The sequence below is a fragment of the Paenibacillus sp. JT22N15 genome (assembly GCF_059383755.1).
Genome location: NZ_JBXENV010000001.1, coordinates 787522 through 807568, shown reverse-complemented (window position 1 = coordinate 807568; position 20047 = coordinate 787522). Strand labels below are relative to the sequence as shown.

Annotated in this window: 17 protein-coding genes; 13 read left to right on the top strand and 4 right to left on the bottom strand. The window is 48.5% G+C overall.

The window, feature by feature from the left end:
- Window positions 1-78 precede the first annotated feature (78 nt).
- From AC50X8_RS03555 to AC50X8_RS03530, 6 genes are all read left to right on the top strand, one after another.
- Window positions 79-1911 (top strand): PAS domain S-box protein, encoded by a 1833-nt coding sequence (locus tag AC50X8_RS03555; RefSeq protein WP_494857668.1) that lies wholly within the window; start codon window positions 79-81, stop codon window positions 1909-1911.
- A gap of 203 nt (window positions 1912-2114) precedes the next feature.
- Window positions 2115-3131, top strand: coding sequence for an AraC family transcriptional regulator (locus AC50X8_RS03550; RefSeq protein WP_494878623.1), 1017 nt, complete (start codon window positions 2115-2117; stop codon window positions 3129-3131).
- Between the two features lie 187 nt (window positions 3132-3318).
- A complete protein-coding gene (locus tag AC50X8_RS03545; RefSeq protein WP_494878621.1) occupies window positions 3319-4113 on the top strand; it encodes an SDR family NAD(P)-dependent oxidoreductase in 795 nt (264 codons plus the stop codon).
- 166 nt (window positions 4114-4279) lie between these two features.
- Window positions 4280-5152 carry a DMT family transporter gene (locus AC50X8_RS03540; RefSeq protein ID WP_494878619.1) on the top strand — a complete coding sequence of 291 codons (873 nt, stop codon included), beginning with the start codon at window positions 4280-4282 and terminating at the stop codon, window positions 5150-5152.
- A gap of 142 nt (window positions 5153-5294) precedes the next feature.
- Window positions 5295-6275: an aldo/keto reductase gene (locus AC50X8_RS03535; RefSeq protein WP_494857674.1), complete on the top strand. Its 981-nt coding sequence runs from the start codon at window positions 5295-5297 to the stop codon at window positions 6273-6275.
- 73 nt (window positions 6276-6348) lie between these two features.
- A complete protein-coding gene (locus tag AC50X8_RS03530; protein ID WP_494857676.1) occupies window positions 6349-6735 on the top strand; it encodes a MerR family transcriptional regulator in 387 nt (128 codons plus the stop codon).
- A 523-nt stretch (window positions 6736-7258) separates the two neighbouring features.
- Here AC50X8_RS03530 and AC50X8_RS03525 read toward each other — a convergent pair.
- Window positions 7259-8269, bottom strand: coding sequence for a LacI family DNA-binding transcriptional regulator (locus tag AC50X8_RS03525; protein ID WP_056043206.1), 1011 nt, complete (start codon window positions 8267-8269; stop codon window positions 7259-7261).
- Window positions 8270-8534: 265 nt separating this feature from the next.
- Between AC50X8_RS03525 and AC50X8_RS03520 the strand changes: the two genes are divergently transcribed.
- The 5 genes from AC50X8_RS03520 (at window position 8535) to AC50X8_RS03500 (ending at window position 14321) form a co-directional block, all read left to right on the top strand.
- Entirely contained in the window at window positions 8535-10325 is a 1791-nt protein-coding gene (locus AC50X8_RS03520) for an L-fucose isomerase (RefSeq protein ID WP_056043209.1), read from the top strand.
- Window positions 10326-10405: 80 nt separating this feature from the next.
- The gene (locus tag AC50X8_RS03515; RefSeq protein WP_056043212.1) at window positions 10406-11065 is read left to right on the top strand and encodes a class II aldolase/adducin family protein; all 660 of its coding nucleotides are present in this window, start codon (window positions 10406-10408) and stop codon (window positions 11063-11065) included.
- A 39-nt stretch (window positions 11066-11104) separates the two neighbouring features.
- Window positions 11105-12631, top strand: a complete 1527-nt coding sequence (locus tag AC50X8_RS03510; protein ID WP_494878616.1) for a rhamnulokinase — start codon at window positions 11105-11107, stop codon at window positions 12629-12631.
- A gap of 30 nt (window positions 12632-12661) precedes the next feature.
- On the top strand, window positions 12662-13090 hold the full coding sequence (gene fucU, locus AC50X8_RS03505; RefSeq protein ID WP_056043218.1) for an L-fucose mutarotase: 429 nt from the start codon (window positions 12662-12664) through the stop codon (window positions 13088-13090).
- Window positions 13091-13241: 151 nt separating this feature from the next.
- Window positions 13242-14321 (top strand): CHAP domain-containing protein, encoded by a 1080-nt coding sequence (locus AC50X8_RS03500; RefSeq protein WP_494878615.1) that lies wholly within the window; start codon window positions 13242-13244, stop codon window positions 14319-14321.
- A gap of 399 nt (window positions 14322-14720) precedes the next feature.
- Here the strand turns inward: AC50X8_RS03500 and AC50X8_RS03495 are convergent, their stop codons facing one another.
- The 3 genes from AC50X8_RS03495 to AC50X8_RS03485 all read right to left on the bottom strand — a co-directional run bounded on the left by AC50X8_RS03495 (window position 14721) and on the right by AC50X8_RS03485 (window position 18072).
- Window positions 14721-15908, bottom strand: a complete 1188-nt coding sequence (locus tag AC50X8_RS03495; protein ID WP_056043221.1) for an MFS transporter — start codon at window positions 15906-15908, stop codon at window positions 14721-14723.
- A gap of 106 nt (window positions 15909-16014) precedes the next feature.
- The gene (locus tag AC50X8_RS03490; RefSeq protein ID WP_056043224.1) at window positions 16015-16326 is read right to left on the bottom strand and encodes an ArsR/SmtB family transcription factor; all 312 of its coding nucleotides are present in this window, start codon (window positions 16324-16326) and stop codon (window positions 16015-16017) included.
- Between the two features lie 249 nt (window positions 16327-16575).
- Window positions 16576-18072 carry an FAD-dependent monooxygenase gene (locus AC50X8_RS03485; protein ID WP_494878612.1) on the bottom strand — a complete coding sequence of 499 codons (1497 nt, stop codon included), beginning with the start codon at window positions 18070-18072 and terminating at the stop codon, window positions 16576-16578.
- 144 nt (window positions 18073-18216) lie between these two features.
- Here AC50X8_RS03485 and AC50X8_RS03480 point away from each other — a divergent pair, with 144 nt between their 5' ends.
- Together AC50X8_RS03480 and AC50X8_RS03475 are read left to right on the top strand one after the other, a co-directional pair.
- Window positions 18217-18924, top strand: coding sequence for a MarR family transcriptional regulator (locus AC50X8_RS03480; RefSeq protein ID WP_494878610.1), 708 nt, complete (start codon window positions 18217-18219; stop codon window positions 18922-18924).
- Window positions 18925-19355: 431 nt separating this feature from the next.
- The gene (locus AC50X8_RS03475; protein ID WP_494878608.1) at window positions 19356-20021 is read left to right on the top strand and encodes a polysaccharide deacetylase family protein; all 666 of its coding nucleotides are present in this window, start codon (window positions 19356-19358) and stop codon (window positions 20019-20021) included.
- The last annotated feature ends 26 nt before the right edge of the window (window positions 20022-20047 follow it).

Sequence of the window (20047 nt, the reverse complement as noted above, 5' to 3'; positions counted from 1 at the left end):
CGCTAGCAGGGAAGTTAACAACCCATGTTGAATTTACAACTCATGAGGACGGAATAGGGCTGAAAGTGGAGGGTTCGGATGAGCGACTATGTAAGTGCGGACTTGTATCATACCTATATGAACTCCATTTGGGAAGAGACAACAGATGGTATTGTTATTGTCGATTTGCAGCGTATCGTGCTGGATGTCAATCCAGCTTTTGAGCAGATGTACGGCTGGACGAAGGAGGAGCTGGTAGGCAGGAAGCTCCCCGTTGGCCCGGCCCATCTCTATAAGGAGTTTGCCAGGCTGTACGATCAGGTGATTGAGGGCAAGAAGGTAGCCGCAGCAGAATACCCAAAGCTGTGCAAGAACGGCAAGCATCTGCATGTGAGCATTACCTTATCCGCTGTTCGCGACAGCAGCGGCAAGACGACCGGAATCGTTGCTATTGAGCGGGATATTACGAAACGCAAGCAGACCGAGAAGGCGCTTCGGGAGACGGAGCAGCTATACAGCCACCTGACGCAAAATGTGCTAGCCGGCGTTTTTGTGAGGCAGGATCGTAAAATCGTTTATATTAACTCGTATATGTCCGCCATGCTCGGCTACACGAGAGAGGAATTTGTTACGCTGCGTACCGCCGACTACATTGATGCGATTGAGCTGTTCACCATTAAGCGGCAGGTGGCGGAAATTTTGATCAAAAAGCGTGAGCCCCGCTATACCGTTACCGTACGCGGCAAGAAGAAGGATGGCGGCTTCGTCTATTTGGAAGTCAATCTCTCGCTCATTATGTACAAAGGCAGAACGGCGATGCTAGGCTCAGCCAAGGATGTGACCTCATCGGTTGCACTTGAGCGTTCCTTGCGGGAAAGTGCCGAGATGTACCAGCGTGTCATGAAGCTGCTGCCCGAGCCGATTGTGCTTAGCGACCATGGGAAAATTATTTACGCCAACAATTCGGCAATCAAGCTCGTTCAGGCCGATGACAAAAACGAAGTAATTGGACATTCGGTATTTGAATATATTCATTCTGACCATCATGAGGATTCGCTTAGGAAGATGGATCTGATTATGTTTGATGAAGAGCCGAGCCAGTTTGAGGAGCGGCAAATTATTTGCAGGGATGGGCAGACGATAGATGTTGAAATGTCGAGCATCCGCATTAACAACTATATGGGCAAGCGGGTTATTTTAACGGTAATCCGGGATTTGACCGATCGCAAGCGATCTGAGGATATGCTGGTGCGTTCCGAGAAGCTGTCGGTTATTGGCCAGCTTGCTGCGGGCGTTGCCCATGAAATTCGCAATCCGCTAACGGCACTCAAAGGTTTCACGCAATTGCTCAAAACCAAAAACGAAGGTTATGGCTCCTATCTCGATATTATGTCCAACGAGCTGGATCGAATTAATTTAATCGTAAATGAATTTATGACTTTGGCGAAGCCGCATTTTACCAGATTCAACGATGAGAATTTGGTACATATTTTGCGCGGCGTTATTTCGGTGCTGGAAACACAGGCGATAATGACGAACGTGGATATTGAGACGCAGGTGGAAGACTGCTTAATGATCATTCATGCAGATGCCAATCAGCTCAAGCAGGTATTCATTAATGTCATCAAAAATGCGATCGAGGCAATGCCTGACGGCGGCCGCGTTACGATTGCGATTCGTTCAAACTTTCCTGATAGCGTTTGCTTGACGATTCGCGATGAGGGGATCGGAATGACCGACTCCATTATCGGGAAAATCGGGCAGCCCTTTATTACGACAAAGGAAAAAGGCACGGGCCTTGGGCTGATGATCAGCTCCAGAATTATTGAGGCCCATCATGGTACTCTACATATCGTTAGTCGACATGGCGAAGGCACGGAAGTGCAAATTACGCTGCCGCTGGCTAAGCCTGCAATGACAGAATTAAATTAATTTTGCCCTGTTCCCTCATTTACCTTCATCCCAGTAGCGTATCCATTTTAGAGTGAAAAGCCTTCAGTTTCGCGCCTACCCGCGAAGTGCTGAAGGTTTTTATCTATTTGTGTGCGAAACGGGCAAATTAGACTGATCAGACTTAAATGTTGTTAAATGTACTTAAGATAGAATGAATAAGCAGCAAAAGGAGTGTCACATAGATGAAGGCTCATTTCGCAGATCGCATTAAAATCCCGCCTGGATTTTGGGAAGGATTGCGTCAACTAGGGATCGCCGCCCACGACGCAGCTCGCAAAGCACGGCTGCCGCTCACCATTATTACTGAGCCAGCAGTCACTACCGCCCAATACTTCGCGATTTGGCAGGCTTATTCCGATCTTATAGGTGAAACCGCCATAGGGATCATCAAGCTTGCGACTGTCTTTGACACAGTGAAGTATCCACCAACTGTCTTAGCCACTTACCACGCTCGTAATTACCGTGACGCTCTGAACCGCATGGCCCGCTACAAACAGCTATGTCCCCCCGAAAGCTTACAGATTACGGAGGAGGGCGAGCACTGTACAATCGAACTAGGATGGCTGAATACCGAACAACCTGGCCCTTCGATGCTGGTTGGTATTACGCTGGCCTTTCTTCTGGAGCTTGGGCGCCGGGGCACGGGCCAGCCTTTGACGGCGAAGTTCGTCGAATTTTCACACCCAATGGGCGATTTACAAGCCCTTGAAGCTTATTTCGGATGCCCGGTACAGATAGGGGCAAAAGGCAACCGATTGATACTGCATCGAAGAGATCTGGAGCTCCCTTTTGTCACATACAACGAAGAGCTGCTGGAAATTCTGACGCCTGCTTTGGACCGATCGCTCAATGACCAGCAGCGCAGCCGTTCAATGGCCGATACGGTCAAATGGATCATAAAACGCAGCCTCACAGGAGGGCAGGTCGACATTCAGGCAGTGGCGAAGGAAATAAGCATGAGCGATCGTACGCTGCAGCGCCGGCTTACTGAAGAAAACACGAGCTTCAAGCATCTATTGACACAAGCTAGACATGAGCAGGCACGACAGTACTTGGCAAACCCCTCGCTCGATATTAAAGAAGTGGCTTTCTTGATTGGCTATGAGGACCAGAACTCGTTTTACCGCGCCTTTCGACATTGGGAAGGAGATACGCCCTCCAATTGGCGCAAGAAACAGTTAGGTGCAAACTCGCTATAAGATGGACGGCAACGATGTACTGCGTTTTATGATTTGGCGTATGAAACAAGACCTTTGGCGCAACAGGCTAGTTACTGAGCAGGCCGGACAAGGTAATATAAGTACTATTCCGAGCAATGGACTGTTGGATAAATGACTGCTAATAATCTTGCCAATACGTTAAGTAAATGAAACGGAGAAATGTATGATGGAAATGGGATTAACCAATAAAACAGCTTTAGTTACAGGATCAACGAAAGGCATAGGCAAAGCCATTGCCATGGAACTTGCCAAAGAAGGCGTTCATGTCCTTATTAATGGACGAAATCATGATGAGGTAGAACAAACAGTACGCGAAATAAAGTCGGAATTTCCTGCTACCTCTCCTCAAAATGCTGCAGCTGATATTGTGGATAGTGGGCAAAGGGAAGCTTTATTTGAAAAATATCCCGAAATTGATATTCTGGTTAATAATACGGGCATATATGAAATCATGAAATATGAGGATGTCGACGACGACGTATGGGAAAAATATTTCCGTACGAATGTTCTTGCCGCAAACGGCTTAACAAAATTTTATTTGCCTAAAATGTTGAAAAATAATGATGGCCGCATTATTTTTATTGCAAGTGAAGAAGCCATGATGCCATCTGGACTAATGCCACAGTATGGAATGACAAAGTCCATGCTGTTATCCTTGGCAAAAAGCTTATCTAAATTAACGATAGGAACAGAGGTTACAGTCAATACGATTATGCCCGGACCGACACTTTCTGAAAAAGTGCATCAAATCATCGAGGGCATGTACTCCGATGAAGACATGGCTTTTTCAGAAAAAGAGCAAAAATTTATGGCTGCAAACCTGCCTCAATCGGAAATACAGCGATTTATCAGGCCTGTTGAAATAGGAAGACTAGCCGCATTTGTATGCAGTCCTTATGCATCCGCATTTAAAGGCTCTCCCATCCGTATGGATGGAGGTATGGTGCCGACTATTTTTTAATCTTGTTTTCGTGTAAAATAAAATTATTCTTTTGAAAGTGAGCTGAAGATGGATGATGTGGTCGCCACTTTTTGAAAATGATGTACCTGTAGTTATTCTCCCTTAACGGCAGAAAACTACAACTCCGTTAAGGGCAGGAATGTTCTGGATAAACGGAGGGTACTCAATGAAAAACACTTGGTTAGGTTCTTTGTATTTAGCGCTCGCAGCTAGCATTTGGGGCGGGATGTATGTTGTAGTGAAACATGTGGTAGACATTGTGCCACCACTTGAATTAGTATGGATTCGCTATGTCATTGCTTTTTTTGCATTGCTGATTATTGGCGTTGCAACCAAACAATCATGGCATATTGAAAGACGAGACTTGCTGTTAATCTTCCTAATTGGACTTATTGGAAATACAATTTCCATCCTGACTCAAGAAGTGGGTACGATGCTTTCTACAGCCCAAATGGGTGCGATTATTACGTCAACGACACCTGCATTCATGGTACTGTTTGCGCGTATCCTCTTAAAAGAAAAAATAACGTTTAAAAAGGCAAGCTCGATTATTTTAGCATCCATCGGTGTCGGCATTATTGTCGGAAAATCCGAAATTGATCCATCTATTCAACTTGGTGGGGTATCCCTGCTTATTGCAGCGCTTACATGGGCGCTTATGTCTGTTCTTATTAAACGGGTACCCGGGCAATATTCACAAATTGTCATAACGTGCTATACAACACTAGCAGCCATAGTTTTACTTACACCTTTTACAATAAGCCGGTTGCCTGAGCTTGATTTTCAAGCCATGATGCATCCATCGATTTGGGGCGGCCTTTTGTACTTGGGGGTTATTTCGACAGCATGCGCCTTTTTATTGTGGAATCGTGGACTGCAAATGCTCAATGCTTCAAGTGGCGGATTGTTTTTCTTTTTCCAACCTATTGTCGGCACTTTTTTAGGGTGGTTATTGCTAGGCGAGCAAATTGGTTTGTCTTTTTGGATAGGTACGATATTGATTTTTATCGGTGTACTATTCGTTATTCGAGATGAATGAGCATTGAAAAAAAGTTGGTCGGCGTCATTTGCCGATCAGCTTTTTTTATACATGTCATTTGATCGCTTGACTTGGAGTTAACTCCAGAGGGTAAACTACATTCGAAGGCAATCGTACTTAACCGAAAGCGAGGAACGATCTAATGGAATATGTGAAACTTGGAAATACGGGCTTGGATGTATCTCGGCTTTGTCTTGGCTGTATGAGCTTTGGTGTAGCAGAACGTTGGGTTCATCCATGGGTGCTTGATGAAGAGCGCAGTCGTCCTATTATAAAAAAAGCGCTGGAGCTGGGAATTAATTTTTTTGATACAGCAAATGTGTATGCAGATGGAACAAGCGAGGAAATCGTTGGACGGGCTCTAAAGGATTATGCGAACCGTGATGAAATTGTGCTCGCAACCAAAGTGCATTTCCGCATGCATGAAGGGCCGAATGGTGCGGGGCTTTCCCGGAAAGCCATTATGAGCGAAATAGACAAGAGCCTTAAGCGATTGGGAACGGATTATGTAGACCTTTATCAAATTCATCGCTGGGACTATAATACGCCTATTGAAGAAACGATGGAAGCTTTGCATGATGTCGTGAAGGCTGGAAAAGCAAGATACATTGGCGCTTCCGCTATGTATGCATGGCAGTTCCAGAAGGCGCTGTATACAGCTGAGAAAAATGGATGGACCAAATTTGTGTCCATGCAAAATCATATGAATCTCATCTACCGTGAAGAGGAAAGGGAGATGCTGCCGCTTTGCAAGGAAGAAAAAATCGGTGTCATTCCTTACAGTCCGCTGGCATCAGGAAGATTGACGCGTGATTGGTCGGAAACGACGCACCGCTCCGAAACCGATCAAGTGCAGAAATCGAAATACGATGCGACTGCGGATACGGATCGATTGATTGTGGAGCGCGTTGCAGCAATCGCTGAAAAACGCGGCGTTCCTCGTGCTCAAATCGCACTTGCCTGGGTAGCGCAAAAGGAACCGGTAACAGGTCCGATTGTCGGCGCTTCGAAAATATCCCATCTCGAGGATGCGGCAGCAGCGCTCTCCATTAAGCTTACAGCTGAAGAAGTTGCGTCGCTGGAGGAGCCGTATGTTCCTCATCCGGTCATTGGCGCCGTATAATAGGAAGATAGGACAAGAACGCCCCGACCAGTCCCTGGGCGTTCTTTATTTTAAATGTGGTGGTGACACGAGCATGTTTATAGCAGAAGTAAGTGAAAAATATGATTTGTCACAGGATACGCTTCGCTACTATGAACGAATTGGGCTTATTCCACGAGTGAACCGCAATAAAAGCGGGCTCAGGGACTACACCGAAGAAGATTGCCGGTGGGTTGAATTTGTTAAGTGTATGCGAGGCGCCGGTCTTCCTGTTGAGGTATTGATTGAGTACGTTGGGCTGTTTCAACAGGGTGATGAGACACAAGAGGCCAGAAAAGAGCTCCTAATCGATCAGCGCAAGCTGCTTAGAGCACGAATGGAAGATATGAAGAAGGTGCTTGAACGCATGGATGATAAGATCGAAAGATACGAGCAGACCATCGTAAAAAAAGAAAAAACACTAAATAGAGCTCAAGATTAGAGCATATAGGCAAACGAGAGTCGGCCTGCTGCTGCTTCTTACTTAACCCTTATGCGGGGCCAATCTCTTCAGATGATTTAAGGCAGGGGGGAGCACAGCAGTCAATTGTTGCAGAGACTGCTGTAGTTGAGGCCGCTGTTGCAGAGAGCACTGTTGCAGAGAGCACTGTTGCAGAGACCGCTGTTGCAGAGACCGCTGTTGCAGAGACCGCTGTTGCAGAGACCGCTATGGCTGAGGCCACTCTGGCAGAGACTACTCTTGCTGAAGACATGTTGCTCGGACGCTCCTAAATTTTTTGAAGGACTGAGGTTCCGCTATTTTGGCTTTTTCTACAATTTCGGGCGGTAAGCGGACAGGAAATCCGTTATTACCCTCATTATCCCGTCAAAATGGCTGTTGGCAGCGCATTAGCTGCTGCTGAGTCCGCCAAGTCCATCATCGAGTCGAGTCGAATGATTAGGCCAACCAGAAATTCTTGGTTGGCCTTTTTTTCTATGTGTTCTCATTGCTTGCTATGACCACGTTAGAGCTGCTTGACGGAGCTTCTTGCGATGAGCTCCGCAGGCAGCACGACTTTCCGCCACGGGCCGGAGGCGCTGCCGTTCTGGATGCGGTCAATGAGCATTTGCATGCCGAGATAGCCGAACTGGTAGGCTTGCTGGGCGACAACGGTAATAAACGGATTAATGTCCGCATAGGGGCCAAAATCGTCAAAGCATACGATGGAAATATCGTCAGGAATGCGCAGTCCGCGCTGCTGAAGCAGGCGAATCAGCTCTATGGCGATGACGTTGTTTCCGGCAATGATGGCGGTCGGAAGCGGGTTTATGCTGTCGAGCCAAGCATTCATGGCGGACAGATCATTTTGCGGGCCGAAGCTGGTCTCGAATAAATATTCCGGCTCATAGTCCAGCCCATTGAGCTGAAGTGCCTCTCTGTAGCCTTGCAAGCGGAGGCGGGCGCTGGAGCTGGAAAGCGAGCCGTTGACCATCATAATCCGCGTATGACCCAACCCCACAAGATGATCGACGAGCTGGCGGGCGCCTTCCTTGCTGTCCCCAAGGACGATGTCGCATTCAATGCCCGGTACTTCGCGGTCAATCAGCACGAACGGAGTCTGATGATGGAGCAGCGACTCCAGATTGGACAAGGAGGGGTCGCCAGTCGGCGCCATCATCACGCCGTCAACCCGCGTCGTCAAAATCGTATGGATATAATCCGATTCCTTAGCTAAATTTTCATCGCTGTTGCCGAACAGCAGCTTGTAGCCATTTTTCGTAGCGGCATCCTCTGCCCCCCGTGACAGTGTCGTATAAAACGGATTCGTAATATCGGCAATAAGCAAAAACAGCAGGCGGGTATGCTGAAGCACCAGACTTCTCGCCATCTGGTTCGGCACATAGTGCATTTCCTCCATCACTTTCTTGACCTTTGCCCGCGTTTTGTCGCTTATTCTGCCTGTGTTATTGATAACTCGCGATACGGTCATCGCTGAAACGCCAGATCGCTGAGCGATATCGTAAATCGTAACCATGCGGCTTGCTCCTTATCTATTTCGTCCCACTCGTTTGCTATCTTACCATCTTACAAAAGTGAGCCATTGACAGCAACCCTCAAGCTTGATAAATTAGAGTTATCGGTAACTCTACACTAACTCAAACAGCTGGTTATGCACTTTATTTTAAAATATAAGAAATGATAAGTTTCACTCTTATCATTTCTTATATTTCATCGCGAAACGGAAGCTTTGCCGCCAGAGGACGGCAAAAGCCGTTTACGCTTGTATTGGAGGGATAATAGTGACACAAGAAAAGCATCGTTTTGAAAGCGGTTTCCCTAAAATAGGTATTCGTCCTACGATCGATGGACGCCGTAAAGGCGTTCGCGAATCGCTCGAAGAACAGACAATGAATATGGCAAAATCGGTAGCCGCGCTCATTGGCGAGCATTTGCGTTATCCGAACGGCGAGCCAGTTGAATGCGTCATTGCGGACAGCTGTATCGGCGGTGTAGCGGAGGCGGCAGCTTGCGCGGACAAATTTTCCCGCGAGCGCGTAGGCGTGTCCATCACCGTAACGCCATGCTGGTGTTATGGCACCGAGACGATGGATATGGACCCGTCCATTCCGAAAGCGGTATGGGGCTTTAACGGCACAGAGCGCCCAGGCGCTGTATATTTGGCGGCTGTACTGTCCGGCTATGCGCAGAAGGGTCTTCCGGCCTTCGGCATTTATGGCGAGGAAGTTCAGGACTCTGGCGACACGAGCATTCCTGAAGATGTGAAGGGCAAGCTGCTGGGCTTCGCGAAAGCAGGACTTGTTGTAGCTTACATGCGCGGCAAATCGTATTTGTCGATGGGCTCCGTATCGATGGGAATCGCGGGCTCGATCGTAAGCGATGCTTTTTTCCAGGAATATTTGGGCATGCGTACCGAGTATGTGGATATGTCGGAATTCGTCCGCCGCTTCGAAGAGGAAATTTATGATGGCGAAGAATTTGCCCGCGCGCTGGCATGGGTAAAGGAAAACTGTCCGGAGGGCGCAGACAACAACCCGGCGCAAATCCAGACCTCCAGAGAGCAGAAGGACAAGGATTGGGAAACCGTTGTGAAAATGACGATGATTGCCCGTGACCTGATGGTCGGCAACCCGCGCCTTGCCGAGCTTGGCTTCGGGGAAGAGGCGATGGGCCACAATGCGATCGTATCCGGCTTCCAGGGGCAGCGCCAATGGACGGATCATTTTCCAAACGGCGATTTCATGGAAACGCTGCTTAACTCCTCGTTCGACTGGAACGGCATCCGCGCACCTTACATGGTAGCAACGGAAAATGACAGCTTGAACGGCGTTGCCATGCTGTTCGGTAATTTGCTGACGAATACGGCGCAAATTTTCGCCGATGTGCGGACGTATTGGAGTCCAGATTCGGTGCAGCGCGTAACGGGACATAAGCTGGAAGGGCACGCAGCGGGCGGCATTTTGCACCTGATCAACTCTGGTTCGGCTACGCTTGACGGAACGGGCGAGCAGCAGCTTGCTGGCAAGCCTGCGCTTAAGCCGCATTGGGAAATTACCGAGCAGGAGGCGGCGGACTGCCTGAAGGCAACGTCGTGGCGTCCGGCATCAGTTGAATATTTCCGCGGCGGCGGTTATTCCTCCGACTATTTGACACGCGGGGGCATGCCGATGACGATGTCCCGGATCAATTTGGTGAAGGGCATTGGCCCCGTTCTACAAATTGCCGAAGGTTATTCGGTTGATCTGCCTGAAGACGTGCATGATGTGCTCGACAAGCGGACAGATCCGACTTGGCCGACGACGTGGTTCGCTCCGATTTTGACAGGCAGCGGCGCGTTCCGCAGCGTTTATGAAGTGATGGACCAATGGGGTGCGAATCACGGCTCTATCAGCTACGGGCATATTGGCGCGGATTTAATTACACTTGCGTCGATGCTGCGTATTCCAGTCAATATGCACAATGTGGCAGAAGAAAAGCTGTTCCGTCCACGTGCTTGGGGCCTGTTCGGCACGAGCAATGCGGAAAGCGCAGATTACCGGGCTTGCGACAACTTTGGGCCGTTGTATAAATAATAACCATTTGACAAGCTGCCGTTCCAATTTTTTGGGGCGGCAGCTTCATGGGTTCAATAACATAGAGGAGGAAGAGAGAAATGAGCAGCTTGGAAATTAGAGAGGAACTATGTAAATACGCAAAAAAGACGGTCGCGAACCGTTTGGTAGTTGGTCCAGGCGGCAACATTAGCGCGAAGCATGAGGGCAAAATGTATTTGTCCCCAAGCGGTTTTGCCCTTGATGAAATTGAGCCGGAGCAGTGGGTAGAGGTCGATATTGAGACGGGAGCTGTAACGGATACAGGCTTCCGTCCGTCTTCTGAGGTGCTGATGCATCTTTATGCTTACCGTGCGAATTCGAACATCGGAGCGATCGTGCATACGCACCCGCCTTATTGCATCGCCTTTACACTTGTGGAGCAGGAGCTGCCGATTATGTTCCCCGATCAGGCGGCGCTAGTAGGCAAGACAGTATATATTCCGTATGTACTGCCTACTACAGACAAGCTTGCAGATGCGCTAGTTGAAAAAGTAAATGCTGCGAGCTCAATATTGCTAGGCAATCATGGACTCGTAACGACAGGGCGCAATCTGCGCGAAGCCTATTATCGTACGGAAGTGGTAGAAGAAAGCGCAAAAATTTTCCTGATCGCCAAAGCGATCAAGGAGCCAAAAGTGCTGACGAAGGAAGAATTTGAAGAAATCGCATCGCTGGAGAGCGAGGCCTACCGCATCCAGCTGCTGCAAAAAATGCAGTAGTTTTGCGTTGAATCCGCTAGGAAGAGGAGGAATGCAGGGATGGCAAATGCAGCGAAAACGGCGGCGACGGTCCTTGCCTTTGATCTGGGCGCAAGCAGCGGCAGGGCGCTGATCGGCAAGCTTGCTGCAAGTGCAGAGGGCGGCCGCAAGCTTGAGGTGACTGAGCTTCATCGTTTTCCCAACTATGCGGTACAAGTAGGGCAGCATCTGCACTGGGATATTTTGCGACTGCTGCAGGAGATGAAGGTTGCCATTCGCAAAGCGTTCCAACAGGGCTATCAGCCGTCCACCTTTGGCGTGGATACATGGGGAGTGGACTTTGGCCTGCTGGATTCGCAAGGCGAGCTGCTGGGCAATCCCTATCATTACCGCGACCCGCAGACAGAAGGCTTGGTCGAAGAGGTGGAGCAGCTGCTGAGCCGCGAGGAGCAATACCAGCAGGGCGGGCTCCAGTTTATGCCCTTTAATACGATTTATCAGCTGTATGCGATGAGCAAGGCAGGCTCGCCGAAGCTGGCGGCCGCCGAGACGCTGCTGCTGACGCCGGATTTGCTCGTTTATTTTTTGACGGGCAAGAAGGTATGCGAATTTACGATGGCGACTACGACGCAGCTGTTTCATCCAGAGCGGCAGCAGTGGAATGAGCCGCTTATGCAGCAGCTCGGCATTCCAGCGAAGCTGTTCCTTGCGCCGATTCATCCGGGACAGCGCATTGGGCCGCTAACAGCGGAAGTATGCGAAGAGCTGGCTGTACCGCCGATTGAAGCGATTGCCGTAGGCACGCATGATACGGAATCAGCGGTTGCTGCTGTGCCAGCGGCAGGCGGGAAAGCTTTTGCCTATTTGGTGTGCGGCACTTGGTCGCTGCTTGGCACTGAGCTAGCGCGTCCGCTGCTGACGCCAGAAGCGCTTGCGCTCGATTTTTCCAATGAAGGCGGAGTCGGCGGAACCTACCAGCTGCTCAAAAACATTATGGGCCTGTGGATTTTGCAGGAATGCCACCGTGAATGGGAGGCGCAAGGGCAAGAGCTGTCATTCGCACAGCTTGCGGCCGAAGCGGAGCAGGCGGAACCTTTCCGCAGCCTGATCCATCCGGATGATCTGCGTTTTTACAGCCCTTCGGGCATGATTCGAAATGTGCAGCAGTATTGCGAGGAGACAGGGCAGCTTGTGCCGCAGTCGCGGGGCGAAATAGCGAGATGCATTCTCGAAAGTCTGGCGCTGAAATACCGTTACGCGCTGGCGCAAATGGAGCAGCTGACCGGAGAGGCTTATTCGGGCCTGCACATGGTTGGCGGCGGTATACAGAACAAGCTGCTCTGCCGCTTTACGGCGAATGCAATTGGCCGCTCGGTATGGGCAGGACCGGTCGAAGCGAGCGCCATCGGCAATATGCTCGTTCAGCTCATTGCCCAAGGGGAATGTGCGGATTTGCAGGAGGCGCGGCAGCTGTCGGCGGCATCGTTCGAGGTGGATACCTATGAGCCGGCGCAAGCGGAGCAGCAAGTATGGGAGCGGGCTTACGAGGCTTACCTGCGGTTAGTCGCTTTGCAGGCGAAGTCTTAAATTTTAATCTTACTTAAGGAAGTGTTTGAGGTGCTGCATGGCATATCCAAATTGATTTCACCGGAGCTTCTGAAAATATTAATGGAAATGGGACACAGCGACGAAATCGTGCTGGCCGACGGCAATTTCCCCGTCATGAGCCACGCGCAGCGCGTTGTTCGGGCAGACGGCCACGGCATTCCTGAGCTGCTGGAAGCGATATTGCCGCTGTTTCCCTTGGATCAATATGTGGAGCGTCCAGCGGCGCTCATGCAGGTTGTTCCTGGCGATACCGTCCAGACGCCAATCTGGGAGCAGTATCAGCTCATCATTGAGCAGCACACGCCAGTACGCGAGAAGCCTGAGGAAGTGGAACGCTTTGCTTTTTATGAGCGGGCGAAGAAGGCTTATGCGATTGTAGCTACTGGCGAGCAGGCGCTGTATGCGAACATTATTTTGAAAAAAGGCGTTATTAAATAGCCTATTCAGACGTTAATACGGCACGGGAATGGTTCGTTACATTCCCGTGCCGTTTTTTGTTGGGAAATTAGCTATAATTAATGATAAGTAGGGGCAAGTTTTTTAATTATTTTTCTTGAGTCAGCATGATTGAAGGGCAGGGGGCGAAATTTTGATTGGAGAGAAGAAGGTTAAGCGGATTGAAAGTGTTCGTGGTCTTGTTCAAGAAATGCTCTTAAATATAGGGGAGACTGGCTATAAAAATAAAACCGGGGTACATCTTTATGGGGTATCAAATTTCGCTTCGATGCTTGCTATGAGAAGAGGACAAGATCCGGAAATCGCCGGGATCGCCGGGTTGCTTCACGGTTATTATTTCTATAGAACCGGCATTAAAAACTTCCTTGGTCCAAACAGTGCAGATGCGGTAAGACCTATACTGCGCAGCACACAGCTCTTTTCTGACGAAGAGCAGCATGTCATTCTTCGAGCGATCTTTTATCAAGAAGCTATACATCGAACGCAGGACCCATACGAGGAAATAATTAAAGATGCTATATTATTGCAGATGTGCTTTCAGCATACAGGTAACTATTCATCCAAGGCGGTTATACATAGACTGCAAAATGTGTTTATAGAACTGGGGATTCCTGTTGAGTATGCAGGGGCGGAAGCTAACGTCGACACGGAAACGATAGAGACTAATGCGGAAGACAGACGACTTAGGCTGGCAGATTTTTCGGAAATTTTTGCAGGGCAAAATATTATTGGCATCCCGGAGGATGAACGCTACCGGGAAATTTGCAAGTATTGGCCGGACACGGATATCTATAAAGTGCTGGAAGGGAATTGGTGTGCTGCATTCGTTTACTACTGCTGTATGGCGGTGGGGATACGACTGCCCATTCGCTATCCGAATCGCATGTATCGATTAGCTGGAGTTGGCGCATGGTTGGATTGGGCCCAACTGCCTGAAACGGGGTTTTTCTATCGAGATAAACAAGATGGATTTAATCCAGAGCGTGGGGATATCGTTATTTATGAGAAGCTTTTAAGCGATCACTCTCACGATCATATCGGAATTGTTATAGCTTGTGAGGACGACAGAATTAGGGTTGCAGAAGGTAACCAAGACAATAAAAACGGCTCCGGTGTTTTATATAGGGATAGAGACCATTGTATTTTCGGATATATCCGTATAAACAACGGTTATTTTTTTAATTTTGATGGGGAATATAAGCCTATCCGTTAATTTAAAATGTAGGTCACATAGTTATTCAACAAATAGTTAAGTTCAATATTCTAAATAAAGAGCCATCCCGCGAAAGATGGCTCTAAAACTTGCCGTTACAGACAGTGCGGAGAACCGTATCACAAATAGTGGTAAAGCGGAACTCACCAAAGGAGCGAACAGGTAATTGTCTATTGGCTCTTTGGTTGGGAAGCTCATTCCCAAGTGAACTAGTTTGATCCATATAAGAGTTTAAAGACTTCATCGCTGCCAATAAGGCTCTCTGCCAGTTGAGCTAAACTGCACGGTATTGGTGTTAATAAAATTCATTTTGGGTGTATTAGGTGAATTTCCATATAAGTTGTACACTTCCCGCACTACTTGCCATCCTCTTTAGGTGTGACTAAGAAACGAGTCCCGTCAATCTTCTTCCGTAACCATAGATTTCACATTTGGCTTAGCATTTAAGCCAAAATACATTATTTTTACGACGATACACAAAAGGGACAATACTACAAAAAGTAAACCGCTCCAAACGACTTCTCCTACTCCCAATCGTGATATAAACCAACCACCTATAGCCGCACCCATCGTGACGCCTAGGTTTGAAAAAGACACATATAAACTGTTAGCAAATTCCGGGGCTTCTGAAGCTTCCGATGTCAGCCAAATTTGACTTACAATAAGTCCACTAGTATGAACAGCTCCCCACACAATGATAATCCCACTTATGAGAATAAGGGGTATTTCCACATAATAAAGAAGTAAATAGCATATTCCTAAAGCGACAGGATAAAGCAGCACTGTTTTCAACATACGATGGCTTAATAGCTTTCCAGCATACCAATTTCCTGCCACACCGCTAATTCCGAAAATCACAAGCATCACGCTAATAAGTTTCCCACTCATGTCAGACCTCTGTCCTAAATATTCCGCAAAATAACTATATACAGAAAACATAGCAGCAAATATGAAGCAAGCAGCACCGCTATTTAACCATAAAGCGGGTTTTCGTAATATCGCAAGCTGTCTTCCAAAAGAGGTTTTCTCCTTCCCCGACATGGTTGGAACCATTACTCCTATTCCAACACACGCAACGACATTCACAAGGGCAGAAAATAAAAATGAGGTACCAAGTGAAAATTGATTGGCAATATAGGAAGTGAGCGGGATTCCGAGCACCATGCCCATGCTTACCCCAAGAAATACCTTTGCACTAGCCTTCGCGGCTTCCTCCTTTACTGATAATTCAGTGGCTAGTACAAAAGCAATGGAGAAATAAACCGGATGAAAGAAAGCTGGAATCATTCGGAGAGCCATAAGCATATAAAAATTCGGAGCAAAAACTGACATCAAATTGGAAGCGGCAAAAATAATCAGAATGCCAATCAATGTAGTTTTACGATTTAATCTTGACAGCAACAGCGTCATCCATGGACCAAAAAGGGCAATAATAAGTGCAAACGAACTAACAAGCATTCCAGCTAGTCCTGCGGTAACGTTATACTTCTCCATGACCATTGGCAAAATTCCGACTACACCAAGTTCGGTATTTATAATGCCAAATATACCTAGTGCAATAAAAAATAGTGGACTGATTCTGTTCATGATTCTTTTCTCCTTATAACACAATCTTTTTTCTTATTTCTATATATCTATAATTATAGATATATAGAATCAAAAAATGAGCAGGTAACCCTATAATTGTGGCTACCTACATTTTATTCTTGATATAGTCGGCAAATTTACGAATGGTTTCTTCATTTCTCCGATAATAGGTCCACTGTCCAAATCGCCTTGATTCTAAAAGTTCAGCTTTCTTCATGATCATTAAATAGCTGGAAATCACCGATTGTGCCAATCCCGTTTTTTCCTGAATGCTTCCTACACAAATCCCTCCTTTAAAGTCAGCATCCGTTGGTAAATACAATTGCGGTCCAAAATTTTCATCCGGCTTTTTTAACCATTCCAAAATTTTCACACGGGTGTCATTAGACAAAGCTTTAAAGATCATCATGGTTTCCATAGCATCATTATATCTAATTATATAGATATGTCAATTTTTATATGCAATAATTTCAGTTCCGACGAATAGGTGATGAAAGGCTCGAATCGGACGCACTTCTATGGATCGTCCATTCATTTCTCGGCATTTCGTCGCCACGCAGCTTCACACGTGAGATGGCCGCCGATGGCAGGCGGCTCTAACGCTCTCGGCTTACTTCGCCAATGTCCTACATAAATATCAGTCGGAGTGGGCTGCACTTGACAGTGGCTAAGTAATTGTCCTAGTCAAGTTGTCGAAGGCTGCGAACCAGTCGGTTGTGATGATGCTTCCGATGTAACCGTCTGGCCGGATTAGAACCAACGCGTCGCCAGTAACGCCGTAGATGCTGGTCAGCTTGCCGTCGGTGTCGTTGAGGCCATTGTGATCGACTTCGCGGCTGCTATTGACGGTGTAACGGTGCAAATCGGCGCCGCCGTTTGGCCAGCTCAACTCGGGAAGTGCCTTTGCGGCGTTCACGCCGAAGGCCAGCATGGTAAAGTGTGGTCCCTGATAGACGTCGAACAGACGTCGTATCCCGCCGGGGCCGTTGCAGGGCGCGTCCGGTGCACGATCACCGACATGCAGGGTTTTGGTGGCTGGCGCGTCGGCAGGGGCGAGCGGTCCGCGATGGTATGAAAGTCCGAGCTGCCGCTCCTCGTCTCCGCGTTTGAGGGTCGAGAGACGTTGCTGGTCAAGCCGGGAGTACAACTCGCTGGACTTGCCGAGGACGCGTGCTGCAACGGGCTGACGCTCAGCCTCATAGCTGTCGAGGAGGCTGTCGGGAGCGCCGGCGATGACCTGAGCGAGTTTCCAGCCGAGATTGTAGGCATCCTGCACACCAGTGTTGAGGCCCTGCGCACCAGCTGGGGTGTGGACGTGGGCGGCATCGCCTGCGAGAAAGACGTTGCCCGCCCGGTAGTGCTCGGCGAGCCGGACGTTTGGCCGGAACACCGAGGTCCAGGTGATGCTGTGGAGCCGGAAACCGGTGAGCTTATGGAACTGGGCGGCCAGGGCGGCTTCGTCGAGGTCAGGCGTCTCGTCTGGTGTCAGCCGGATCATGACCTGGAACTGGTCGGAGTGGGGCAGCGGGCATGCTCCGACAAACTTGCCGTGCGTCCGTGGCCACATATGCCACCGGTTGCGTGACAGTCCGTCGATCATGCAGTCGATGATAAGCGTACGGTCGGAGTCGGCGGTCTCTCCGATAAACCGAATTCCAGAGGCCTTGCGGACCGTGCTCGAGCCGCCGTCGGCCCCGACCAGATACCTGCTGCGGACCTTCTCTCCCGTTGAGAGAGTCGTCGTCACACCATCGGTATCTTGTTCGAAACCCACCACTGCTGTGTCGAACTCGATGCCCAGCCCGAGGCGATCGAGCAGGCGGTGCAAGATGGCATCGGTGCGGTGCTGCTGCAGCAGCAGGATGTTCGGATACGGCACGTTGGGTGTCGGCCTGTTCCGCTGCTGCATCCGCCACGGCACAGTGATGGGTCCGAAATGAAGACCCGCGAGCGGGTAAGGGCCGCCTTCCGCGAGAGCCTCACCCAGAATGCCGAGGTCTTCGAACACCTCCAGAGTTCGCGGCTGGACCCCCTTGGCACGGGAGCCCTTGAAGGCATGTGGTGCTTTGTCGACCAGTCGGACACGAAGGCCGCGCCGCAGAAGGTCGGCCGCTAGCGTGGAGCCGGTCGGGCCGGCTCCGGCGATGAGTACGTCAACGTTCATATATATTCCTCCATTATCATTTTGGTTTCCTAGAAACAATAATAGATGCAACTCCCTCCTTTGTCAATATTGTTTCCAGGAAACTTTAATTTTGGACTATCCACTGCTATACTGGTATTAAGCTAATCATCGGAGGAGAAATGAATGATCAACCATTTGGAAGTGCAAAATAAAGATCGTCTAATCAAGGGATTGTTGGAAGTTGTGAAAGACATACAGCTTAGATACCAAGCGGAAGATGATGAAGAGAAACAGTGGCTGATCCAAAATAGCCCTAATCCTGCTGTTGCAGAGTTGGTAAAAGAAATGACAGTCATGATGCTGCATGTGTTGGATGCGATTGGAAAGCTTGAGCCTGTAAATGGCATAACGATTTCAAAGCAGTACGGCTATTCCAAAGGGAGTATTTCTAAAATTACGAGAAAACTGGTTGATAAACAAATCATCCGTTTTGAATACCTTCCGGATAACAAAAAAGAAGTTCTGTTCCGTACCACATCACTGGGCAAAGAGATTTATCGTCTGCATGAAGCCCTGCATCATCAAATTGATATCGGAGTCAATCGTTTCTTGCAACGGTATAACGAAGATGAATTAAGCTTTCTCGTCAATGCCCTTAGCGAAACGTTGCATACATCATGGGTTTATTCGGAGACAAAAGAGGAATCAATCGCACCGAGTCAGAGCGCTGCGCGCACAAAAGAAGAGATAGACAATGACAAGACCCTTCGTACTTTATCAGATACCGAGGAAATGAACGAAATCATGGTGATGCTTAATAAGTTGGATTCCCACAACCTAAAGAAAGCTAAAGCGATTCTTAACGATACTTTTTTTAATTCCTCGAAATGATCCAATTTTCTCACTCAGACTCATGAATTCACAGGATTCGTAAGTTGCCTGGTTCTTAGGAAGAGGGAATGTGCAGATTTGCAGGAGACGCGACAGCTGTCGGCGGCATCGTTTGAGGTGGATAGTCAAAACGGCACGGAATGTTTCATTACAATCTGAGCCGTTTTTTTATTTAGAAAGCCTATATACAAGTCATGGGTAGTTAAGTTGAGGAAAAGTTTTTACTTTTTATTTGCGAATACGGTGAACGTTGAATTGTGGTTTTGAGCAGCTACGCTTCGCCTCTATATGTCAAACCCACAACTGAATCAGATTTTGGGTTTAGGCTCCAATATTGGAATACTTCCAAATGAGGATGCGAAATGGTTCTGTTTCTGGCAAAATGATGGAGAGTGGACAAGTTATAATTGTGAAGAGGAGACGGTTATTTCATGGTCAAATTATCAATGATACATCAGATTTCTGTAAGGGAAAAGGCAGTGGCCTTCACATTTGATGATGGTCCGAATCCGGTATATACGAGCCAATTGCTTGATATTTTCCGCAGTGTGGGAGGACGAGCAACTTTTTTTATGATTGGCCAGGAGATGGAAGCGCACCCAGAAATGGCGGCTGCTGTGCATCAGGAGGGCCACGAGCTCGGGAACCATACTTATTCCCATCCAGACCTTACCAAACTGACGTTGGAGGAAGCTAGTGGGGAATTGCAGCGAACGGATGTCCTTATCCGGAAGGTTACGGGGCAAGAGGTACGTAGCTTCAGACCGCCATTCTTTGGTGTGAATGACAACATTCTGTCTCTGGCTGCAGAGTACGGATACCGGACAATCGGCACGGTAAATGGAGCGGCCAAGGACTGGGAAACTCCAGGCGTCGATTATATTCTGGAGCATACACGGCAGGCGGTCGCGCCCGGCAGTATCTTGCTGTTCCATGACGGGTACGGGGACCGCTCCCAGACCATAGAAGCGGTTCGGGTGCTGGTGGAAGAACTGGCTGCAGAAGGATATCGTTTTGTCACCACCAGTGAACTGCTGGACATGGCCGTTCCGGATGAGAGCGGCCTGACGATGAGCCCAGAGGAGTTGGAAGGATAGACCTGAAGCTCAGGGCCTTCCGTTGT